The following is a 21437-nucleotide window of genomic DNA, read 5'->3' as shown; positions in this document are numbered from 1 at the left end:
CCCGGCCCGCTGGTACCGCATCAGCCACGACACCGTCTACGACTACGACGACGACGTCGTCGACTCCTACGGCATGGTCGCGGCCCGCCCCCGGGACATGACCGGGCAGCAGGTGCACGAGCACGAGCTCCTCCTCACCCCCGCCGCCAGCGACCGGCACGAGCACTCCGACTCCGAGGGCAACACCGGGTCCTACTTCCACGTGACCGCCCGGCACCGCCGGCTCGTGGTCGCCGCCCGCAGCCTCGTCGCGGTGACGGCGCAGCCCCTGCCCGACGACGCCACCTCGTGGGAGGAGGCCCGTCCTGCGACCCGCCTGGACCTGCCGGACGCCGCCCTCGCCGGGGAGCACGCCGTGCCTTCACCGCTCGTGGAGATCGCCGACGGCGCCACGGCGTACGCGGCGGAGTCGCTGGGCCCGGGTCGCCCCTTGCTCGACGCGGTCGTCGAGCTGACCAGCCGCGTGCACGCCGACTTCGAGTACCTGCCCGGCTCGACCGACGTCTCGACCCGCGTCCCCGACGTGCTCGCCCAGCGCAGCGGCGTGTGCCAGGACTTCGCGCACCTGATGATCGCCGGGCTGCGCGGGCACGGTCTCGCCGCGCGGTACGTCTCCGGGTACCTCTCCACCGACCCGCCCCCCGGTCGCGAACGGGTCGTCGGGGCCGACGCCACCCACGCCTGGCTCGCGGTCTGGCTCCCCGCGCGCGGGTGGATCGCCGTGGACCCCACCAACGACTGCGTCGTCGGCGACCGCCACGTCACCGTGGGCTGGGGACGCGACTACGCCGACGTGCCGCCCGTCAAGGGCGTCATCTTCACCGAGGCGACCACCTCGACGATCACCGTCACCGTCGACGTCGAGCCCGTCACCGCACCGGCACCCGAGCCGTCGGCCGGCTGACCCGCACCCCTCGGCCGAATCAGACGAATCACGCATAAGCCACGCCGACCCGACGTTTACCGCGCCCCCCGCAGACGCAGGAACAGCAGGTGCAGCCCTTCACCTGTCCCGTCTGCGACGCGACCCTCTACTTCGAGAACTCCGTCTGCGTCACCTGCCAGAGCCCCGTCGCGTACGCCCGCGCCGACCGCGCCTTCGTCGCCCTCACCGACGGGCTGACCCCGTGCGTCAACCTCGACCTCAACGGCTGCAACTGGCTGCCCGAGATCGCCGACACCCCCTGCTTCGCGTGCTCGCTGACCCGCACCCGACCCGCCGACTCCGACCTCGAGGGCCTCCCCCAGTACTACCGCGCGGAACAGGCCAAACGACGCCTCCTCCACGAGCTCGACGGCCTCGGGCTGCCCGTGCAGCGCAAGGACAGCGACGACGGCCCCGGCGTCATCTTCGACCTCCTCTCCAGCGTCGAGGAGAACGTCATCACCGGCCACGCCGACGGCGTCATCACTCTCGACCTCGCCGAGGGCGACACCCTGCACCGCGAGCAGGTGCGCCTCCAGCTCGGCGAGGCCTACCGGACCCTGCTCGGCCACTTCCGCCACGAGATCGGGCACTACTACTGGACCGTCCTCGTCGAAGGCCGCGACGAGGACGCCTTCCGCGCCATGTTCGGCGACGAACGCGCCGACTACCAGGCCGAGATCGACCGGCACTACAGCGAAGGACCGCCCGCGGACTGGGCCGAGAACTATGTCTCCGAGTACGCCACCATGCACCCCTGGGAGGACTGGGCCGAGACCTTCGCCCACGTGCTCCACATCCGCGACGCCCTCGACACCGCCCACCACTTCGGCCTCGCCGTCGACCCCAACGTCTCCGTACGACGCTTCGCCGACGTCGTCGTCGGCACCTGGCTGCCGATGAGCACTGCCTTCAACCAGATCAACCGGTCACTCGGACAGGGCGACCTGTACCCCTTCGTGCTGCCGCCCGCGGTGATCGACAAGCTCGACCGGGTCCACACGCTCATCGCCGAGGAGGGCGAACGGCGCCGGGCGGAGGAGATCGAGGCGGTCACGAGCGGGATGACGGCGGGCGCGTCCCAGGACATCGCAGGTGGGGCGGAGACGAACGACCCGCAGTACTGATGGGCTGTATTGATGGGCTGCGGCTGACGCGCTGAGACCGGCGTGCCCACGGGCTGCGGCGGGTTCGCTCAGACCGTCGTCTTCCCTCCTGCGCGCGGACGTCCGCTCGTTCCTCGCGGACGTCCGTGCTCGTCAGTCCAGACGACGGCGCTCACCCGTCCTCGCCGAGCCCAGTGAACGTGTGCCACGACTCGGTCTCGTAGCTCGTCTCCCAGCCCAGGCCCCGGTAGAGGCGGTCCGCTCCCGTCGGTGAGTCCGCGTCCACCTCCAGGCCCACGCGGTTGCGACCCGAGACCGCCGCGTCGGCGATGATCGTGTGGAGCAGGCCCTTCGCGACGCCGCGGCCGCGGGCGGCCTCGGTGACGCCGATGTAGGAGACGTACGACCCGTCCGGCTCGTCCCCCTCACCCTCGGAGAGCGTTCCGGCCAGGCCACCCACCGGCTGCCACACGCCGCTGTCGCCGTCCTCGGCGAGCTCGGCCAGCCACCAGTGGTCCCACCGGTGGCCCGGGTCCTCGCGGAGCCGGTGGAGCCACTCGGCGAAGGACTCCGGGGTGGAGTTGAAGTGGTCGAGGAACGCCGACTCGAGCACGTCGTGCATCCCGCGCAGGTCCTCCTCGGGCGGCATACCGTCCGGTCCGCGCTCCAGCTGCCGGATGCGCGCGCCGGCATCGATGCTCCAGCCCGTCGGGTCCGGCACGAGACCGGCGTCCTCCGCCGTCACCGGCCGCGACATCTGCCACCACGTGCGGACGTGCTCGAACCCGCCCGCGCGCAGCTCGGCGCGGAACTCCTCGTCCGCCGCGAACGCCCCGGTGTCGATCTGCTGCACCTCCAGCCCTCGACCGTGACCGAGCTCGCGGGCCTGGGCGCGCGCCCACGCGAACAGCACCGCGCACACCGCGCGGCGTGGTCCGGGCTCCAGCGTCCGGTCCGGCACCACGACCAGCAGCATGCGACCGATCGAGCGGTCGTGCACGCTGCCCCAGCCGCGGGCCCGCCCCTCGGCGTCGACCACCAGGACGTTCTCGCGCATCCGCAGGCCACGCCGCGAGAGCTCCACCTCGACGTCCTCGGGACCGGCCGAGGCGTGACCTCGGCCCGCCTCCTCGTGGGCTCGCAGCAACGCGAGCACCTCCGGCCCGTCGTCCGGCTCGGCGCGGCGCCACCCCCACCCCGCGGGCAGGTCGTGCGACACCCCCGCCAGGGCCACGTCCGGATCGGTCTCGAAACGGCTCTCCTTCGGCACGGTCGCCTCGGGGTCGACCTCGTACGCCGGGTGCTCGTCAGCGGCTGTCACGCCACCATGATCGCGCACGCCCGCTCAGGCGGGGCGGCGACCACCCCCGGCGGCCCACGCGGACAGTCGTACGACGCCCTCGGGCGTGATCTCCTGTCCTTGCTCGGCCAGCTGCGCGGCGGCCGTCTGCTGCGCGACCAGCGCCTCCTCGAGTGACCTCACCTGCTCGCGGAGCCCGTCCGCCTGACGCCGGTAGGAGCCCGCCAGGCGTCGCGCCCCCGCGGCCTCGGCGTACGCCGCCCCCAGCTCGCGGCGGCCGTGGTCCAGACGACGGCTCAGCGCAGCCACGACGACGGTGTGCTCCGCGCTGCGCGCGAGGCTCTCGGCCGAGAATCGCTCGGCCTGCCGGGCCCGGTCGTACGCAGCCGCCTGACGCGTCGCCCTCACCTCGTACCAGACCAGGCGCGCCGCGAGGGCGCCCAGCAGCACCGAGGCCGCGGCCGCGCCCGAGAGCCACGCGGCCTCACCGCGAAGCGTCGCCGCGAGCACCAGCCCGGCGCCGAGGAGGACTGAGGCGCCGGCCAGGACCGCGCGCGTGCTGCGCAGCCGATGACGTGCGCGCGAGGGACCGGTGCTGTCCGACATGTCCGTCAGGCTAGGTCGGGCTCACCGGGGTCCTGCGTGCGACACGCCCGCTCCAGCAGCACCCCGGCCACGAGCAGCGCCAGACCACCGGCGGCAGCGACCAGGGAGTGCAGCACGCGCTCGCCGTCCAGCTGACGTTCGACGCCGCCCAGGGCGGCCACCGCGAACCCGACGTACGCGCCCGCGCACACCGCTCCGGCCAGGGCCGCCGCCTTGCCGAGCACCAGACGGTTCACGGCCTGGTGCGGCGCCAGCCGCCGACCCACACCCACCTGGCCGGGTCGGGACGCGCGAGGCCGCCCGTCCTCGCGCGACTCGTCCTCGCGCGGGCGCGGCGGACGGTCGGGAGTGCGACGCCACGGCGGCTCCCCGCCGACGAGACGCCAGGTCTGCCAGGCCGCGAGGCCCACCACCAGGGCGAGGAACCACGGGCTCGCGACGGTCGACCACGGCACGCGAGGCACCGCACCGCCGGTCCACTGCACCAGCGGACCGATCGCGGCCCCCGCCGGGGCGGACACGGCCGCGGTGACGACCAGGGCCGACACCGACGTCGTCCGCAGACCGCTCACACCACCACGCCCCGGCCGGTCAGGACATCAGGGGGAACGGTCCAGGGCGAGGTCCTCGCGCAGCCGCACCGTGGAGACGTCCACCTGCTCGACGAGGTCCGCGATCGCACCGACGCCCGGGATCTCGGCGTCCGGCTCCAGCTCGTGCCACGGCACCAGCACGAACGCACGGTCCTTCGCCCGCGGGTGGGGCAGGGTGAGGTGCTCGTCGTCGGCCGTGCGACGCCCGACCACGATGATGTCGACGTCGAGGGGTCGGGGCTCGTTGGCCTCGCCGGACCGCTCGCGTCCGTACGCCTCCTCGACGGCCTGCGCGCGGTCGAGCAGACGGTGCGCCGACAGCGTCGTGTCGATGAGGACGATCGCGTTGAGGAAGTCCTCGGAGCCCTCGGGGGCGTCGACCGGGTCCGTCTCGTACACCGAGGAGACACCGGTGACCCAGCACTCGGGGGTGTCGGCGAAGGAGTTCACCGCACCCTGCAGGTTCTGCAGCCGGTCCCCGAGGTTCGAGCCGACGCTCAGGACCACCCGGCGGATCGGGTGCATCTCACCGGTGAGGGTGTCGGCGTCCACGATGTTCGGGTTCGGGGTCTCAGTCACTGCGGCTCCGGGTGATGGTGAGGACGACGTCGTCGAACGTCGCATCGATCGGTGCGTGGGGTTTGTGGAGGGAGACCACCACACGCTGCACGCGTGGGTCAGTCAAGCAGACCTCGGCAACACGCTGGGCGACCGTCTCGATCAGGTCGACCGGGTCGCGCTCCACCGCCGCCACGACCTCCCCGACCAGGGCGCCGTAGTCCACGGTGTCCTCCAGGCGGTCGGTCTGGGCCGCCAGGCTCGTGCCGAGTCCGAGCGTCAGGTCGACGCGGAACGTCTGCCCCTCGCGGCGCTCGGACTCGAGCACGCCGTGGTGGGCGAAGACCTCGATGCCACGCACGGTGAGCTCGTCGAGGTCGGTCTGCGGGTCGCGCACGGGACTCCTCTCACGTCACGGCCCGTCGGTCGGGCCGCCGGTGGCAGCCTCCCACGCCCCGAGGACCGCGATCGCGTCACGGTGCGCCTCCGGCTCGTGGACCCGCACCGCCCAGACCCCGCGGCTCGCGGCCAGGACGGTCACCGCCACCCCGGCGGCCTCCCGCCGCTCGACCGGGCGAGGCTCCCCCGGCGAGCCGTGCGGTGGCAGGGCCCCGAGGAACCTCTTGCGGGACGCGCCCACCAGGAGCGGCTGACCGAGCCGGGCGAGCCGGGGCAGCGCTGCCAGCACCTCCCAGTTCTGGGTGGCCGTCTTCGCGAACCCGACGCCCGGGTCGAGCACCAGGCGGTCACGGAGGATCCCGGCGGCGAGCGCGGCGTCGCGGCGCGCGGCCAGCTCGTCCACCACCTCCGCGCCGACACCCGCCGGGTAGCTGGCGAAGTCGTCCATGCGGTCGCTGTGGGCCCGCCAGTGCATCGCGACGTACGCCGTGCCCAGCTCGGCGACGCAGCCGTGCATCGCCGGGTCGGCCAGTCCACCCGAGACGTCGTTGACGAGCACCGCGCCGGCCTCGACGCACGCGACCGCGACCTCGGCGCGGGTGGTGTCGACGCTGACCGGCACGCCGGCGGCGGCCAGCTGCTCCACCACCGGCACCACGCGGGCCAGCTCCTTCTCGGCGGGGACCCGAGCGGCACCCGGACGCGTCGATTCCCCGCCCACGTCGACGATGTCGGCCCCCGCCGCGACCAGCGCCGTGCCGCGCTCGACCGCAGCGGCACGGGTCGACCAGCGGCCACCGTCGGAGAAGGAGTCGGGGGTGACGTTCAGGACGCCCAGGACCAGGCAGCGGCCCGCGGGCGGCTCACCTCCGAGGCCCGGCAGACGCGGGGGCGTCACGACCGCCTCAGCGGCCCACGATCAGGCTCATGGCCTCGGCCCGCGTCGCGGCGTCCTTCATGCAACCGCGCACCGCGGAGGTGATCGTGCGGGCACCGGGCTTGCGTACGCCACGCATGGCCATGCACAGGTGCTCGGCCTCGATGACGACGATCGCGCCGCGTGCCTCGAGGATCTCCATGAGCGCATCGACCACCTGGGTGGTCAGGCGCTCCTGCACCTGCGGGCGGCGTGCGTACAGGTCGACCAGGCGGGCCAGCTTGCTCAGGCCGGTGACCCGGCCTCCCTCCCCGGGGATGTAGCCGACGTGCGCGACGCCCGAGAACGGCACCAGGTGGTGCTCGCACAGGCTCCACAGCTCGATGTCGCGCACCAGCACCATCTCGTCGTGCCCGACGTCGAAGGTGGTCGCCAGCACCTCGGCGGGGTCCTGCCGCATGCCCGCGAGCAGCTCGGCGTACGCGCGGGCCACACGGGCCGGCGTCTCCTGCAGACCCTCCCGGTCGGGGTCCTCACCCACGGCGAGCAGCAGCTCCCGGACGGCCGCCTCGGCGCGCGGCGCGTCGAAGGCCGGCGGTGCGACCCTCGAGGTCTCGGTGCGCAGGGCCGTGATGTTCTCGCTCTGTTCCACGCTCACGCGGGACTCCTTCAGCTCGGACCCGGGGCGCCCGGCTCGGGCGGGCTCGGGCGGTCGTTGCCGCCACCCTCGACGAGCGGGTCACCGTGGACGTCGCCGTCGGGGCCGGGCGGGGTGAGAACGACCGCGTCGGTCGGCTCCTCGGGCTTCGTGCCGTTCGCCATCGCGGCCTTCTCGCGCGCCGAGCGCGGCACGTCGACCGGGGGGACGGTGGACGGCACCCGGGAGTCCGACCCGGTCCACGCGGGGCGTACGGGGCGGCGCCGCAGCGGCTCGAAGATCGCGGCGATCTCGGCCTTGTCGAGGGTCTCCTTCTCCATCAGCGAGAGCACCAGCGCGTCGAGCACGTCGCGGTTCTCCTCGAGGATGTCGAAGGCCTCCTGGTGCGCGGTCATCAGCAGCGACCGGGTCTCGGCGTCCACGACGGCCGCGATGTCCTCGGAGTAGGTGCGCTGGTGGCCCATGTCGCGACCGAGGAACGGCTCGCCGCCGGACTCCCCGAGCTTGATCGCGCCGAGCCGCTCGGTCATGCCGTACTCGGTGACCATGGCCCGGGCCAGGTTGGTGGCCTTCTCGATGTCGTTGCCGGCCCCGGTCGTGGGGTCGTGGAAGATCAGCTCCTCCGCGGCCCGGCCGCCGAGCATGTACGCCAGCTTGTCGAGCATCTCCGAGCGCGACTGGCTGTACTTGTCCTCGTCGGGCAGCACCATCGTGTAGCCCAGCGCGCGGCCACGCGGGAGGATCGTCACCTTGTGCACGGGGTCGGTGCCCGGCAGCGCCGCCGCGACCAGCGCGTGGCCGCCCTCGTGGTAGGCGGTGATGAGCTTCTCCTTCTCGCCCATCAGACGCGTGCGCTTCTGCGGACCGCCGATGACACGGTCGATGGCCTCGTCGAGCTCCTCAGGGCCGATCAGCTGCTTGCCGTTGCGGGCGGTCAGCAGCGCGGCCTCGTTGAGCACGTTGGACAGGTCGGCGCCGGAGAACCCGGGCGTACGCCGTGCGATGCCCAGCAGGTCGATGTGCTCGGCGAGCGGCTTGCCGCGCGCGTGCACCTTCAGGATCTCGTGCCGACCCGCGAGGTCGGGCGGCTCCACGCCGATCTGCCGGTCGAAGCGACCGGGTCGCAGCAGGGCGGGGTCGAGGATGTCGGGGCGGTTGGTCGCGGCGATCAGGATGACGCCGCCGCGCACGTCGAAGCCGTCCATCTCCACCAGCAGCTGGTTCAGCGTCTGCTCACGCTCGTCGTGGCCGCCGCCCATGCCGGCGCCGCGGTGGCGACCCACCGCGTCGATCTCGTCGATGAAGACGATGGCCGGGGCGTTCTCCTTGGCCTGCTCGAACAGGTCGCGGACCCGGGAGGCGCCCACGCCGACGAACATCTCGACGAAGTCCGAGCCCGAGATCGAGTAGAACGGCACGCCCGCCTCACCCGCGACCGCGCGGGCGAGCAGGGTCTTGCCGGTGCCCGGGGAGCCGTAGAGAAGCACGCCCTTGGGGATGCGGGCCCCGACGGCCTGGAACTTCGGCGGGTCCTGCAGGAACTCCTTGATCTCGCCGAGCTCCTCGATGGCCTCCTCGCAGCCGGCGACGTCGGAGAAGGTCGTCTGCGGCATGTCCTTGGTGATCATCTTCGCCTTGGACTTGGCGAACTGCATGACCCGGCCGCCGCCGCCCTGCACGTTGTTCAGCAGGAACAGGAAGATCGCGATGATGATGATGAAGGGCAGCAGGAAGCTGAGCAGCCCACCCAGGAAGGACGGCTGCGGGTTCTCGGAGTCGGAGAAGGAGATGTTGCCCGCCTCGACCTGACGCTGGGCCTCCGCGACCATGCCCTCCTGCTGGCCGGTGACCCAGTGCGTGGAGATCTTGCGGCCGGGCACCTCCTGGTCGGGGTCGTCGCTCTCGGGGGCGTCGAGCGTCGCCTGGACCTCCTGGTCGCCGTCGATGAAGGTGATCTCGTCGACGTTGCCCGACTCGATCTGGGAGATCATCTCGGAGGTCTCGACCTCCTCGTACCCCCCGTTGGGGGCGAGGAAGGAGAAGGCGACCAGCACGCCGACCGCCACGATGACGATCCACACGACGGGGCCGCGGAAGATCTTCTTGAAGTCCATGCGCTCGGGGCCTGGCCCCGCCTCCTCGTGGGTTTCTGGGCGTCCCGCTGCCCTGGTGGGGGCGGAGTGGGGCGGACGCCGGAGACTCTCAGACGTTACACGGGGCCCCGGAGGCCGGGACCTGCTCCTGCCAGGCACAACGGCTCGGGCGGCGGACACGTTCCCGCGCCGGCGTCACCGTGCTGCGCCTCACGCCGTGCGAGCCTGGTCGCGTGGCTCCCGATCCCGGCCCTCCCCCGCCCCGGCTGCGCGGTGAGCGGGTCGTGCTGCGCGCCCTCACCGAGCAGGACCTGCCGCGGCTGGTGCAGGCCGTCACCGACACCGACTCCACGTGGGCGACGACGGTGCCCACGCCCTACGGCGCGCGCGAGGCGGAGCAGTACCTGGCGTACGTCCGACGCGGCTGGGCGGAGAACACGCACTGGGTCTTCTGCCTGGAGGACACGGCGACCCCGGGGACGTACGCGGGCGGGATCGACCTGCACTCGACGGGCGCGGGCCGCGCGGCGATCGGCTTCCTGACCCACCCCGACGCGCGTGGGCGCGGGCTGACCACCGACGCCGTGCGCACCATCCTGCGGTGGGGCCTCGGACCGATGCGTCTGACCTCGGTGGAGTGGCGGGCCCGGGTCGGCAACGCCGCCTCGGCGCACGTCGCGCGGGCGGTGGGGTTCGCGTACGAGGGCCGGATACGCGAGGGCTTCGAGCAGCGGGGCGTACGCCACGACTGCTGGGCCGCCACGGTCCTCGCCGGCGAGCCGCTGCGCGACGGCGACGGCTGGCCGGACGAGGTCCTCGACCCCGCGGGCGTCCCGGTCAGGTGACCCGCAGCGCCTCGATCGGGGTGAGCCGCAGCGCCTGCTCGGCCGGCGCGCGGGAGGACAGCACGACCAGCACCGTCGCACCGGCGGCGATCAGCGCGAGGGACGCCCACGGCACGCCGACTGCCAGCCCGGTGCCGAGACTGCCGACGAGCGACTGGGCGCCCACGACTCCGAACAGCACTCCGAGCGCGAGCCCGAGCACGATCGCCGACCCGGTCATGGCGACGGCCTCGCCGGTCACCATGGCGCGCACCTGGGAGGGGGTGAAGCCCAGCGCCTGCAGCAGGCCCATCTCGCGGCGACGCTGCAGTACCGTGGTCGACATCGTGGCCACGAACCCGACCGCCGAGAGCACGGCCGAGATCACGACGATGCCGATCATGATCGCCGAGGCGATCGAGAGGAACCGCTCCGCCAGCACCTGGTCCTCCCCGGTGAAGCCCATCCGGGGCAGGGCGGCGGCGAGCGAGGCGGATCCGGTGGCGAACGTCGTGACGAGCCCGACGCCGACGACCAGACCCAGCAACGAGCGGGTGGTGCGGTCGGGGTCGTCGACCGCGTTGCGTCGCGCGATCCGCGCCGACGGAGAGGTCCCCAGGGCCCGACCGCAGACCGCGACGACCCGGGGCAGCACCGTACGGCCGCCCGTCACCACGCCGGTGCCGAGCGCGACCGCGCCGGCGAAGGCCGTCATGACCGCGAGACCGCTCTGCGTGAGGCTCTCGCCGAGCACCATCCCCGCGACCAGCAGCAGCGCGCCGCCCCCGAGGAGGCCGGCCGTGGCGAGCCGGCGCAGCAGGCGCAGGCGCCGGGGCGCCGAAGGGGTGCGGGCCTGCTCCGCCGCGCTCATCGCCTGCGCCGGGGGAAGCCGCAGCACCTGGCGTGAGCCCGCACGACCCGCGAGGCCGCCGACGGTGCCGACCACGACGACCAGCGCCAGCACCTGGGCGGCCATGGCCACCGACACCCACGGGTACGCCTCGTCCGGGAGTGCTCCGGTCATCACGAGCAGGGACCGCCCCCCGTGTCCGACGGCGACCCCGACCGCCGCTCCGACGGCTGCGGCGGCGGTGGCCGCCCGAGCGACGGTGCCCACGACGACGCTGCGCAGCTCGCGCTCATCGGCGCCGATCATGCGCAGCAGCGCGACATCGCGTCGACGGCCGGCCATCACGGTGGCCACCGCATTGGTCATCGTCAGCGTCGCGACGTACAGCGCGATCGCGACGAACACGGACGCCACGGCCGGGAGGACCAGCCCGCTCCTCTCCCCGGTCACCAGGGCCGACAGACCCGCCGCCGACACGATCATCACCGCGCCGTACGCCCCCGACAGACCGGCGATCAGCCGGGTGGTGGTCAGCTCGCCGCGCTCACCGAGCACCACCTCCGGGCTGAGCCCCCGCCCCGCCGGCGTCGTCGGGCTGATCGCGCTCATCGCTCCTCACCCGTCTCGCCGGTCTCCACCGCGACCAGCAGCGAGGCGATCTGCTGGGCCGACCGGGCCGGGGAGTCCGAGACGACCCGGCCGTCGGCCAGCACCACGACACGGTCCGCGTAGGACGCGGCCACCGGGTCGTGGCTGACCATCACGATGCTCTGCCCGTACTCCGCCGCCGCGGTGCGCAGCAGGGCGAGCACCTCGCGCGAGGACCGGGCGTCGAGGTTACCGGTGGGCTCGTCGGCGAAGACGACGTCGGGCCGGGGCGCCAGGGCGCGCGCGATCGCGACGCGCTGCTGCTGACCGCCGGACAGCTCGGCCGGTCGGTGACCGCGGCGCTCACCCAGACCGAGGACCGTCACGAGGTGGTCGATCCACGCCTCGGTCCCACCCCCGGTGCCGCGACCCGCGAGCTCGAACGGGAGCCGGATGTTCTCCTCCACCGTCAGCGCCGGCACCAGGTTGAAGGCCTGGAAGACGAAGCCGACGTGCTCCCGGCGCAGCTCGGTGCGACGCCGCGCGTCGAGCAGGTGCAGCGGGTTGCCCGCGAGGAGGACCTCACCGCCGGTGACGTCGTCGAGGCCCGCGGCGACGTTCATCAGGGTCGACTTTCCCGATCCGGAGGCACCCATCACCGCGGTGAACGCGCCGCGGGCGATGGACAGGCTGAGGTCGTCGAGGGCGCGGACGACGGGCCCCGAGTCGCTCGAGCCGTAGTGCCGCATGACGTGCCGCAGCTCGACGACGGTCTGGTCGGGGTGGTGGCCGGTGCGTCCCCGGCCGGAAATGTGCTCGGTGGCGGCTGTGGCGGCTGTGGCGGGGGTGCCGGCGCGTGGTGTGCTCATGGGCACGAGTCTTCGCGGCGTACGCCCTGCGCACATCGGTCGCGAGAGGGAACCTGCCTCTGCCGCGAGTGGGAGATCCGTCGGACCGGACCCGCGACTCAGGTCAGACCGTGCTCGTAGGCGTACACCACGACCTGGACGCGGTCGCGCAGCCCGAGCTTGGTCAGGACGGCCGAGACGTGGGTCTTCACGGTGCCCTCGGTGAGGTGCTCGGCCGCGGCGATCTCGGCGTTCGAGAGCCCGCGGGCGGTCAGCAGCAGGATCTCGCGCTCGCGGGCGGTGAGGCTGTCGTACTCGGGGCCGGGCGAGGTCGGTCTCCGCCCGCGGACGGTCTCGAAGAGGGTGCGGGTGGCACCGGCCGCCACCACGTGGTTGCCCGCCGCGACCGCGCGGACGGTCGCGAGGAGCAGCTCCGGCTCGGCCTGCTTGAGCAGGAACCCGCTGGCGCCGGCGTCGATCGCGTCCACCACCGAGTCGTCACCCTCGATCGTGGTCAGCACCAGCACCTTCGGGGCCTCGTCCCCCAGCCGCTCGAGGAGCCGACGGGTGGCGGCGACGCCGTCCAGCCGAGGCATCCGGACGTCCATCAGCACGACGTCCGGCCCGGTCGAGACGACCAGGTCGAGCACCTCGTCGCCGTCGCCGGCCTGCCCGACGACCTCCAGGTCGGGCTGGCTGTCCAGCACCATGGCGATGCCGGCCCTGAACAGCGCCTGGTCGTCGACCAGCAGGCAGCGTACGACCGCGGTCATGCGGACCCCTCACGTCGGGGCAGCCGGGCCCGGACCGCCCAGGTGTCGCCCTCGGGACCCGCGCTCAGGTGCCCGCCCACGGCCGCGGCACGCTCACGCATGCCCACCAGGCCGTGCCCCGTGCCCGCGGCGGGTGGGCGGTCCCGGTGGAGGCTCGAGCGGACCTCCATCGTCACGTCGGCGCCCCGCCGGCGGGTGAGCGTGACCGGTCGAGCCAGGTCGGCGTGCTTCAACGCGTTGGTCAGGGCCTCGCGGAGCAGGTGGTGCTCGGTCTGGCGCAACAGCGGTGAGTCCGGCGGGTCGCCGTCGTCGTGGACCTCCAGCTGCATGCCCGAGGCGCGCATCCGGTCCAGCAGGCGGGCGTCCTGCTCGTCGTCGTGCGCGGACCCGTACGCCCCCTCCGCGAGGAGTGTCCCGGTCGCGGGGTCGTCGGGGTCGTCGGTCTCGGTGCGCCGGAGCCGGCGGACGATCGTGTTGAGGTCGGCCATGGCGGTGCGCGCGGTGTCGGCGATGACGTCGAGGGCCTGCTCGGTGGTCGCGGGCGAGCTCGCGTACCGGGCGCCCGTGGCCTGGGCGGCCACCACGGCCCAGGAGTGGGCCACGAGGTCGTGCATGTCGGCGGCGATGCGGGAGCGTTCGGCCTGCTGCTCGTACGCCTCGGCGAGCCGGCGACGCTCGACCGCGTCGACCTCGCTCTGCACGGCGATGCGCAGGTTCTCCCGTCGGGTGCGCTGGAGCTGGCCGACCGTCCAGGGTCCGACCGTGAGCAGTGCGGTGGTCGCGCTCACCAGGACGACCGTCAGGGCGTTCTCCCGCAGTCCCCCGGCCCCGGTCAGGACCGCCGTCACCGCTCCCGCGGTCACCGTCGCTGCGAGGGAGCACACGAGGCCCACCCGCCGCACCGTCGCCGACGCACTGGCGCCGAGCGCCAGGCACAGGGGCGCGTACGCCAGGTCGGCCGGCACGGCGATGACCAGCGAGGCGGCCTGGACGACGCCGGCCGTCACCCCCAGACCCATGGCGACCCACGGGGCTGCGCGCCGCAGCGTCACCGCGAGCACCAGCAGGGCGACGTGCCCCAGCGCCGGCGGGCCGTCGAACGAGGCCGTGGAGAACACCAAGGCGACGGCGCCGATCGCGGCGGCGATCAGCCCATCGACCAGCAGCAGGCGTCGTGGCGGGGGCGGCGCAGGCTGCCACCGCACGCGCCCGGGCTCCTCCGGCGGCGACATCGACGTGCCCGTGGCGCGCCGCGTCAGCGGTAGACGTGCGGCGCGAGCGTGCCGATCTGGCGCAGGTTGCGGTACTTCTCGGCGTAGTCCAGGCCGTAGCCGACGACGAACTCGTCGCCGATGTCCCAGCCGACGTACTCGACGTCCACGTCCATCGCGTGGGCCGCGGGCTTGCGCAGCAACGTGACGATCTTGATCGACGCCGGGTTGCGCGAGGCGAGGTTGGAGACCAGCCACTTCAGCGTCAGCCCCGAGTCGATGACCTCGTCGACGATCAGCACGTGCCGGCCTGCGATGTCGGTGTCGAGGTCCTTGAGGATGCGGACGACGCCCGAGGACTTCGTGCCCGACCCGTAGGAGCTCACCGCCATCCAGTCGGTCTCCACGTGCCGGCCGAGGTGGCGCGAGAGGTCCGCCATCACCATGAGCGCGCCCCGGAGCACGCCGACGAGGAGCAGCTCCTCGCCCTCGTAGTCGCGCTCGATGTCGGCAGCGAGCTCGGCGAGCCGGGCCTGGATCTGGTCCTCGGAGAAGAGGACCTCGACGAGGTCTCCCTCGACGTGCTGGGCGTCCATGCGCAGACCTTCGCACAGGTCCGGCCACGACACACCGGCCGGGGGCCGGAGGGCCGTGTGCCCGGTCAGGGCGCGCCGAGCGCCTCGGCCACGGCGACGGCCTCCGGCAGCACCTCGCGGGCGTGGTCGAGACTGACCTGCGAGGTGCGGACGACGAACGTCAGGTTCTCCGCGAGCTGTCGCACGGCCATCCACCGCGCGACCACACCGATGCGTCCTCGCTGCTCCGCGCTCGCGGAGCCGAGGAGGCTCTCGAGCAGCTGGTCGCGCAGCGACCGCTCGGGGAGCGAGACCCACATCCGCAGCACGTCGCTGAACTCCGGGCCCTGACCGCGGAACTCCCAGTCGACGACCGCGGGCCGACCGGCGGCGTCCACGGGCACGTTGAGGTAGTAGAAGTCGCCGTGCACCGGCTGGTCGTGCGGGAGGCTCCGGTAGGCCTCGCGAGCACGCAGGAAGAGCGGGACCGGCAGGCCGTGCGTGGTGGCCAGCCCGGCGTTGAGCAGCCGAGCGACGGGCGGCGCCTGCCACGACCGGCTGTCCTCCCCGGGCGGTGGCGCCGGTGCCGCCGCGATCAGGCGCGCCTGGGCGACCACCGTGTCGACGTACGCCGGGTCGGGCTCCACCGGCGTCGCCGCCTCCCCGACCATCCACTCCCCCGCCGTGTCGTGCGCGAGGACGCGCGGGGTGTTCACACCTGCGGTGGCGGCCCATCGCCGGCCGGCGACCTCGTTACGCAGAGACCGGTTCCCCGCACGGCGTACGGCGAGCTCCACCAGCAGATCGGGGTGACCGGTCCCCGCGGCGGACCGGTGCCGCCACCGCACCACCGAGGGGCGGCGGGAGGTGGTGAGGGCCTCCAGGGCTTCCAGGGCTCCGGGGGCGCCGGGATCGACGGAGAGGTCGAGAAGCACCTCTCGAAGCCCGTCGTGCTGCGCCACGCACCGCAGGAGCAGGTCGCGGTGCTGCGCGCTCCGGGTCGTTCTCACGACGCGCCGCCGGCGGTTCTCGTCGGCCGCCGGTCCCGCACCCTCTCCCGCGCCGTCAGCAGCGCCGGCACCACGCGCGCGGCGAGCGGACCACTCAGGCGGTTCAGCGGGACGGCCAGGGTCGCCAGCGCCAGACGGTCCGCGAAGAGCATGTTGGGCAGGTCGCCGTCCGGACTGGCGCACGCGTCGAACCGCACGCGATCACCCCTGTCGACCATCGACTGGAGCTCCTCGACCTGCAGCAGCAGCCCCGGGGAGTGGCGTGCGTACGCCGGGTCGTAGGCGACCTTGAACCCGAAGCCGTGGTCCTGCGCGGTGACGTTGCAGGTGTAGGCCACCGCGGTGCCGTTCGCGCCGAGTCGCAGCATCTCCAGCCGCCCGCGGCGTGCGGCCTCGCGGCAGAAGGCGCGGAAGAACGCGGCGTGCCCCGGGCGGACGTCCATCGCGCCCCCGTCCTCGCCCTTCCAGCCGGCCGCCTCGAGCTCGAGGAAGTGCTCCACGGCGGCGAGCAGCTCGGTCTCCGAGGCGAGGGCGAGGTCGTCGACCTCGACCGGCGCCCCGAGCGCGTCGGAGAGCCGGCGCCGGTGGCGGCGCAGGGTCTTGCGCCGCGACGCGCTGAGGCGCGTGGCGACGTAGTCGGCCGGCAGCTCCCGGTCGAGCGTCGCCCGCGAGGTCGAGGCCAGGGTCGTCAGCGTGGTGCCGTGCCTGCCGCAGGCCTCCTGCAGCGCACGGACCACCGGACCCTCCGCACGGACCTCCTCGAGGCAGAACCACGCGGCCGACGCGGCGTCGCGCAGGAAGTGCAGGACCGCGGACCACGTCGAGACCGGCGAGGTCGGCGCGACCAGGGGGGCGCCGAGGAAGTTGTGGGCGTGGGACCAGGTGCGGAGCGTACGGACGGGCACGCGTCGGTAGCGAGACGTGCGGTGCACCGGTGCGAGGAACCGCAGCTCGTCGGCGGCCTCGGCCACGACGAGCCGGATCGACGGGTCGTCCGCGAGGTGTGCCAGGGCCGCCCCGAGCATCGGCGGCTCGAAGTAGGGGTTGGGTTCCAGGGCCCGGGCGGCGAGGCCGTCCCAGCGGGCCACGAAGGCCTCGTCGACGTCAGCGGGTTCCATCAGCCTCACGCGGACGTCCGTCATCACGCAGACCGTAGTCGACCGGCCATCGCTGCGCGCCGAATCGGCGCAGCCCGGTGCCTCCTGACAGCCTCAGCCGGGTCGTACGAAGCGCAGCAGATCGCCGTCGCGCACCGCGCGCCGTCGGCCGGGCAGGTCCACACCGGCCTGGCCGCGCCAGGCGACCAGCAGCGCGTCGATGCCGAGCACGTGCTCGTGGGTGAGCTCCGCGGCCGGGCTCCCCGCCTCGAGGGCGGCGCGGTGCAGCACGCGGCGTCGCAGCGCCGGCGGCAGGTCGGCTGCCGCGACGTCCACGCCGCCGTCGGGGCGGAGGAGCCGGGCGGCGGCGTCGTCCGCGGCGTCCTCCAGGTAGGCGACGTCGTCGCGCAGCATGGCTGCCGTGCGGGCCAGCGTCGCGGCGATGCCCGGCCCCAGCTCGCGCTCGAGCACCGGCAGCACCCGGTCGCGGACGCTGACGCGGGTGAAGCCCGGGTCGTGGTTGTGCGGGTCGTGCCAGACCGTGAGGTCCAGGGCCGCGCACGCGGTCACGGTCTGCTCGCGGGTGATGCCTAGCAGAGGCCGACGGAACCGGTCGAACCCCGGTCTCATGCCGGCGAGCGCGCGTGCCCCGGCCCCGTGCGTCAGCCCGAGCAGCACGGTCTCGGCCTGGTCGTCGAGCGTGTGGCCGAGCAGCACGAGGCGCGCGCCGACGTGGTCGGCGACCTGCTCGAGCACGGCGTACCGGGCCTGCCGCGCGGCGGCCTCGGGGCCCACGCCGGGCGCGTCGACGACCACGCGCGAGGAGAGGGTCTCGTCGGCGCCGATCTCCGCGGCGCGCGCGACCGTCGTGGCGGTGACCTCTGCGGAGTCGGCCTGCAGCCCGTGGTCGACGGTGGCGGCGACGACGCGCGCCCGGCGTACGCCCCGCCGCGACGCCTCGTGCACGGTCGCCGCCAGCAGAGCGGTCGAGTCGGGGCCTCCCGAGCAGGCGACCACCACCGTGGGGAGGCTGCCCGGCTCCCCGTCGAGGGCCGGGAGGCCGGGCGCCGGGAGGTCGGCGTCGAGCACACGGCGTACGCCCAGCCTCGTCGCCGCGACGGCGGGGTGCGGGCCTGCCACCGCCGGCCTCAGCCGTGCACCCGGCGCACCCAGGCGGCCGGGTCGTGGATCTCGGCCTTGCTCGGGAGCGTCTCCGGACCGGTCCACACCGCGTTGAAGCCGTCCATCCCGACCCGGTCGACGCAGTGGCGTACGAAGACCGCGCCGTCGCGGTACTGCGCCATCTTCTGGTCCAGCCCCAGCAGGCGCCGCAGCAGCTTGTCGAGGACCCCCAGGCCGTCGCGACGCTCCTCGAAGGAGGCCCGAATCGAGTCCACCGTGGGGATGACCTCGGGGCCGACACCGTCCATCACGACATCGGCGTGGCCCTCCAACAGGCTCATCACACCGGTCACGCGGTCGATGACCGCGCGCTGCTCCTCGCTCGCGAAGATCTCCATCAGGCCGACGGGGCCGGCCTCCTCGCGCTCGTCCCGGCCGGCACGCACCGCGGCGACGACACGCTTCGCGCCGTCGGCGAGCAGGGCGGCCGTGTCGGTCTCCATGCTGTCGGTGAGCGCCCGGACCTGTGCGGAGAGATGGTCGCGCAGCCAGGGGTTCGCCGTGAACTGCACCCGGTGGGTCTCCTCGTGCAGGCACACCCACAGCCGGAAGTCCGAGGGCTTGGCCCCGAGGGCCTGCTCGGTCGCGACGATGTTCGGCGCCACGAGCATCAGCCGACCGTGGGGGTCGTGGAACGGGTCGAACTGACCGAGCACCTTGCCGGCGAGGAACCCGAGCAGACCACCGATCTCGGCTCCGGTGATGCGGGACCCGATCGCGCGGGCGAGCGCCGGGGGCGCCCCCTTCTGGTCCACCAGCCGGTCGGTGACGGGGCCGATGACCGAGGCGAAGGCGTCGACGTTGGCCTGCACCCAGCCGCGCCGGTCGACGACCAGCAGCGGCGCGGTGTCGGGCGGGGCGTCAAGCCCGGTGAAGTCGCGCACGAGGTCCGTCGAGCGCTTCGCGCCACGGCGGAGCTCGGAGACCGCACGCCGCGCGCCGACACCGCTGACCTGCGGACCGTCGCCCGCGAGGCGGGAGCCCAACGAGACGGCCACGTCCCAGTCGATCATCGCCGAGCCCGGCAGCGGGCCGTGCTCCTCCGCCCCGCTCATGACCAGCGCCTGTCCATGCCCCGACCCTAGGCCGGACCCCGAGCGGACCGTCCGGTCGGAGCAGCGACGGGCCCTAGCCGACCGGGTTAGCGCGGCCGTCGCCGCAGCGACAGGCCGCGAGACGGGCAGTGAGACGGGCCAGCAGGTCCCGGGCGGCGAGCGTCTGGTCGAGGCGTACGCGGTCCGCCACCGCGACGAACAGCATCTCGGTGCCGTCGCGGTCGACGACGGTGCCGGCCAGGCCGTGGACGCCGGTGAGCGTGCCCGTCTTGGCGCGTACGGTGCCGAGCCCCGCGGCGGGCGCGTCGGCGTACCGGCCCGCGAGGCTGCCCGTGAAGCCCGCGACGGGCAGACCCGTGAGCACGGGCCGCAGGGCCGGACGATCGGCCGAGGCCGCCTCGTGCAGCACCCCGATGATCGTCGCCGGCGCGACACGGTTGCGCCGGGAGAGCCCCGAGGCGTCGCGGAGGACGAGGCCCTCGAGGGGGACACCCAGGCTCCGGAGCACCTCGCGGCTGGCATCGGCGGCACCGGTGAAGTCCGGCGTACGCCCCTGCGCGATCGCCAGGTGGTGCGCGAGCGTCTCTGCCACGACGTTGTCGCTGACCTCCAGCATGTGCCGCACCATCAGGTCCAGCGGGGCGCTGCGTACGACACCCACGCTCACGGGGGCACCGTCGGTGCCCGGACCGTCCGCCGCCGGCGCGGTGGCCGGCTGCGGGCGGCCCCGCACCGTGATGCCGGCGGCCTCGAGCGCGGTCGCGTACACCTCGGCTGCCGCGACGGAGGGGTCGGCGACCATCCCGAACCCCGTGCCGCTGCGTCCCTGGTCGACCATCAGCGCGGTGATCGGAGCGACCACGTCGGCGTAGTAGTCCGCCGGCCAGGCGGCGTTGCGCCCGTCGCCCGAGAAGAGAGTCGCGTCGTAGCGCAGCCGCACGGTGTCGACCCCGACGGCGGTGAGGTTGCGGGCGCTGGTGCGTGCCAGCGTGGCGAGGTCGGCCACAGGCACGTCGCCCGGCCCCTCGTCGCGGGCGGAGGCGAGCAGCGGGTCGCCGCCGCCGACCAGATGGAGCAGGGGTCGCGCGCCCGTGCCCGGCTCCAGCCGCGCCTCGGTCGCGAAGCGCCGGTCCCGGGGCAGGCCCTCGGTGACGGCGGCCGCGGTCATGAGCTTGGTCAGAGACGCGGGGATGAAGGTGCCCGAGCCGACCGTGACGAGCGGGTCGCCGTCGGTGCCCGCGACCACCAGGTGCACGCGGGGCCCCAGGGTGCCGCGGCGACCGGCGAGGGGGCGTACGACCTCGGCGACGTCGACCGGATCCGCCGTCGAGGGCGACAGCGGCTGCGCGACCGGCGCCTCGACACCGAGCGGCGGGAGGTCCAGCCCGCTCGGCGGCGGCAGCGCGGCGGGCTGCTGCCGCGCGAGCACGTCGGGGTCCGGCGGTGGGGTGGTGTCGGGCGTGCCTCCGATGATCGTCAGCAGCGCGGCGCCGAGGAAGCCGGCGACCGCGGCGCTGATCAGGATGGTCCACAGCGGTCGGCCGTGACGGGTGCGACGGGGCGGGTCGGGCCGAGCCATGACGCCTCCTGACCCGGTCGCAGCGGTGGGGGGTGTTCAGGGGCCTGGGTGGCCCGTGGTCGACGGATAGGCAACACTGTGCACCGGCGAGCCGACGTGAGGCACGCCCGCTTCTGAGCGTTCGACGTAGGAGAAGGGTAGATCAGGTGGAGTTCGACGTCCTGGTGGAGATCCCCAAGGGGAACCGCAACAAGTACGAGCTCGACCACAAGACGCACCGCATGCGTCTGGACCGCACCCTGTTCACCGCCACGCAGTACCCGGCCGACTACGGCTTCATCGAGGAGACCCTCGGCCTCGACGGCGACCCGCTGGACGCGCTGGTGATCCTGCCGGAGCCGACGTTCCCCGGCTGCCTGATCCGCTGCCGCGCGATCGGCATGTTCCGCATGACCGACGAGGCCGGCGGCGACGACAAGGTGTTGTGCGTGCCCGCGGCCGACCCGCGCCAGCAGCACCTGCGCGACATCTCCCACGTCTCGAAGTTCGACCGGCTCGAGATCCAGCACTTCTTCGAGGTCTACAAGGACCTCGAGCCGAACAAGTCCGTCGAGGGCGCCGAGTGGGTCGGGCGGCTCGCCGCCGAGGAGGAGGTCCGCGCCTCCTTCAAGCGGTACGAGGACAACGGCGGCTACTGACCCCGAGAGGGCATCACCTCGGGCCGAGAGGGCACCACCTCAGGCCGAGAGGGCGCTACTTCAGGCCGACGGGGCAGCACCTCGAGTCCTGC

At 73.8% G+C, this 21437-nt stretch carries 21 protein-coding genes and 1 pseudogene; 4 read left to right on the top strand and 18 right to left on the bottom strand.

All coding sequences use genetic code 11. The annotated features are described in order from the left end of the window. Window positions 1-13 precede the first annotated feature (13 nt). Window positions 14-904: pseudogene (locus KLP28_09035) on the top strand (transglutaminase family protein). Window positions 905-993: 89 nt separating this feature from the next. Then, entirely contained in the window at window positions 994-2052 is a 1059-nt protein-coding gene (locus KLP28_09030) for a putative zinc-binding peptidase (protein QWC83784.1), read from the top strand. Between the two features lie 151 nt (window positions 2053-2203). On the opposite strand, the gene KLP28_09025 is transcribed toward KLP28_09030, so the two are convergent. The 8 genes from KLP28_09025 to ftsH all read right to left on the bottom strand — a co-directional run bounded on the left by KLP28_09025 (window position 2204) and on the right by ftsH (window position 9136). Beyond that, window positions 2204-3352, bottom strand: a complete 1149-nt coding sequence (locus KLP28_09025; protein ID QWC83783.1) for a GNAT family N-acetyltransferase — start codon at window positions 3350-3352, stop codon at window positions 2204-2206. Between the two features lie 24 nt (window positions 3353-3376). Next, the gene (locus KLP28_09020; protein QWC83782.1) at window positions 3377-3937 is read right to left on the bottom strand and encodes a hypothetical protein; all 561 of its coding nucleotides are present in this window, start codon (window positions 3935-3937) and stop codon (window positions 3377-3379) included. Window positions 3938-3942: 5 nt separating this feature from the next. Beyond that, window positions 3943-4509 (bottom strand): DUF3180 family protein, encoded by a 567-nt coding sequence (locus KLP28_09015; GenBank protein ID QWC83781.1) that lies wholly within the window; start codon window positions 4507-4509, stop codon window positions 3943-3945. A gap of 27 nt (window positions 4510-4536) precedes the next feature. Next, a complete protein-coding gene (gene folK, locus KLP28_09010; GenBank protein ID QWC83780.1) occupies window positions 4537-5109 on the bottom strand; it encodes a 2-amino-4-hydroxy-6-hydroxymethyldihydropteridine diphosphokinase in 573 nt (190 codons plus the stop codon). Beyond that, complete coding sequence (gene folB, locus KLP28_09005; protein QWC83779.1) at window positions 5102-5485, bottom strand: dihydroneopterin aldolase; 384 nt, start codon at window positions 5483-5485, stop codon at window positions 5102-5104. The genes folK and folB overlap by 8 nt, the downstream gene beginning before the upstream one ends. A gap of 15 nt (window positions 5486-5500) precedes the next feature. After that, complete coding sequence (gene folP, locus KLP28_09000; protein ID QWC86898.1) at window positions 5501-6325, bottom strand: dihydropteroate synthase; 825 nt, start codon at window positions 6323-6325, stop codon at window positions 5501-5503. A gap of 67 nt (window positions 6326-6392) precedes the next feature. After that, window positions 6393-6998 carry a GTP cyclohydrolase I FolE gene (folE, locus tag KLP28_08995; GenBank protein ID QWC86897.1) on the bottom strand — a complete coding sequence of 202 codons (606 nt, stop codon included), beginning with the start codon at window positions 6996-6998 and terminating at the stop codon, window positions 6393-6395. Window positions 6999-7033: 35 nt separating this feature from the next. After that, window positions 7034-9136 carry an ATP-dependent zinc metalloprotease FtsH gene (gene ftsH, locus KLP28_08990; protein ID QWC83778.1) on the bottom strand — a complete coding sequence of 701 codons (2103 nt, stop codon included), beginning with the start codon at window positions 9134-9136 and terminating at the stop codon, window positions 7034-7036. Window positions 9137-9348: 212 nt separating this feature from the next. Here ftsH and KLP28_08985 point away from each other — a divergent pair, with 212 nt between their 5' ends. Continuing rightward, window positions 9349-9960, top strand: a complete 612-nt coding sequence (locus KLP28_08985) for a GNAT family N-acetyltransferase (GenBank protein ID QWC83777.1) — start codon at window positions 9349-9351, stop codon at window positions 9958-9960. Here KLP28_08985 and KLP28_08980 read toward each other — a convergent pair. The 10 genes from KLP28_08980 to dacB all read right to left on the bottom strand — a co-directional run bounded on the left by KLP28_08980 (window position 9953) and on the right by dacB (window position 20707). Next, window positions 9953-11398 carry an FtsX-like permease family protein gene (locus KLP28_08980; protein QWC83776.1) on the bottom strand — a complete coding sequence of 482 codons (1446 nt, stop codon included), beginning with the start codon at window positions 11396-11398 and terminating at the stop codon, window positions 9953-9955. The genes KLP28_08985 and KLP28_08980 overlap by 8 nt on opposite strands. Further along, a complete protein-coding gene (locus KLP28_08975) occupies window positions 11395-12126 on the bottom strand; it encodes an ABC transporter ATP-binding protein (GenBank protein ID QWC86896.1) in 732 nt (243 codons plus the stop codon). The genes KLP28_08980 and KLP28_08975 overlap by 4 nt, the downstream gene beginning before the upstream one ends. Before the next feature lie 218 nt (window positions 12127-12344). After that, a complete protein-coding gene (locus tag KLP28_08970) occupies window positions 12345-12998 on the bottom strand; it encodes a response regulator transcription factor (GenBank protein ID QWC83775.1) in 654 nt (217 codons plus the stop codon). Continuing rightward, on the bottom strand, window positions 12995-14203 hold the full coding sequence (locus KLP28_08965) for a hypothetical protein (protein QWC83774.1): 1209 nt from the start codon (window positions 14201-14203) through the stop codon (window positions 12995-12997). Before KLP28_08965 ends, KLP28_08970 begins: the two co-directional genes overlap by 4 nt. 50 nt (window positions 14204-14253) lie before the next feature. Then, on the bottom strand, window positions 14254-14805 hold the full coding sequence (gene hpt / locus KLP28_08960; protein QWC83773.1) for a hypoxanthine phosphoribosyltransferase: 552 nt from the start codon (window positions 14803-14805) through the stop codon (window positions 14254-14256). A 65-nt stretch (window positions 14806-14870) separates the two neighbouring features. Continuing rightward, window positions 14871-15794 carry an aminoglycoside phosphotransferase family protein gene (locus KLP28_08955; GenBank protein ID QWC83772.1) on the bottom strand — a complete coding sequence of 308 codons (924 nt, stop codon included), beginning with the start codon at window positions 15792-15794 and terminating at the stop codon, window positions 14871-14873. After that, complete coding sequence (locus KLP28_08950; GenBank protein ID QWC83771.1) at window positions 15791-16936, bottom strand: GNAT family N-acetyltransferase; 1146 nt, start codon at window positions 16934-16936, stop codon at window positions 15791-15793. Before KLP28_08950 ends, KLP28_08955 begins: the two co-directional genes overlap by 4 nt. Before the next feature lie 69 nt (window positions 16937-17005). Beyond that, the gene (gene tilS, locus KLP28_08945; protein ID QWC86895.1) at window positions 17006-18043 is read right to left on the bottom strand and encodes a tRNA lysidine(34) synthetase TilS; all 1038 of its coding nucleotides are present in this window, start codon (window positions 18041-18043) and stop codon (window positions 17006-17008) included. After that, window positions 18040-19086, bottom strand: a complete 1047-nt coding sequence (locus tag KLP28_08940) for a zinc-dependent metalloprotease (GenBank protein ID QWC86894.1) — start codon at window positions 19084-19086, stop codon at window positions 18040-18042. Before KLP28_08940 ends, tilS begins: the two co-directional genes overlap by 4 nt. 115 nt (window positions 19087-19201) lie before the next feature. Then, the gene (dacB, locus tag KLP28_08935) at window positions 19202-20707 is read right to left on the bottom strand and encodes a D-alanyl-D-alanine carboxypeptidase/D-alanyl-D-alanine-endopeptidase (protein ID QWC83770.1); all 1506 of its coding nucleotides are present in this window, start codon (window positions 20705-20707) and stop codon (window positions 19202-19204) included. 146 nt (window positions 20708-20853) lie between these two features. Here dacB and KLP28_08930 point away from each other — a divergent pair, with 146 nt between their 5' ends. Continuing rightward, window positions 20854-21345 carry an inorganic diphosphatase gene (locus KLP28_08930; protein QWC83769.1) on the top strand — a complete coding sequence of 164 codons (492 nt, stop codon included), beginning with the start codon at window positions 20854-20856 and terminating at the stop codon, window positions 21343-21345. The last annotated feature ends 92 nt before the right edge of the window (window positions 21346-21437 follow it).

The organism is Nocardioidaceae bacterium (assembly GCA_018672315.1).
Classification (GTDB): Bacteria; Actinomycetota; Actinomycetes; order Propionibacteriales; family Nocardioidaceae; genus TYQ2.
The sequence above is the reverse complement of the archived record's forward strand: the minus strand, read 5'-3'. Positions and strand labels throughout refer to the sequence as shown.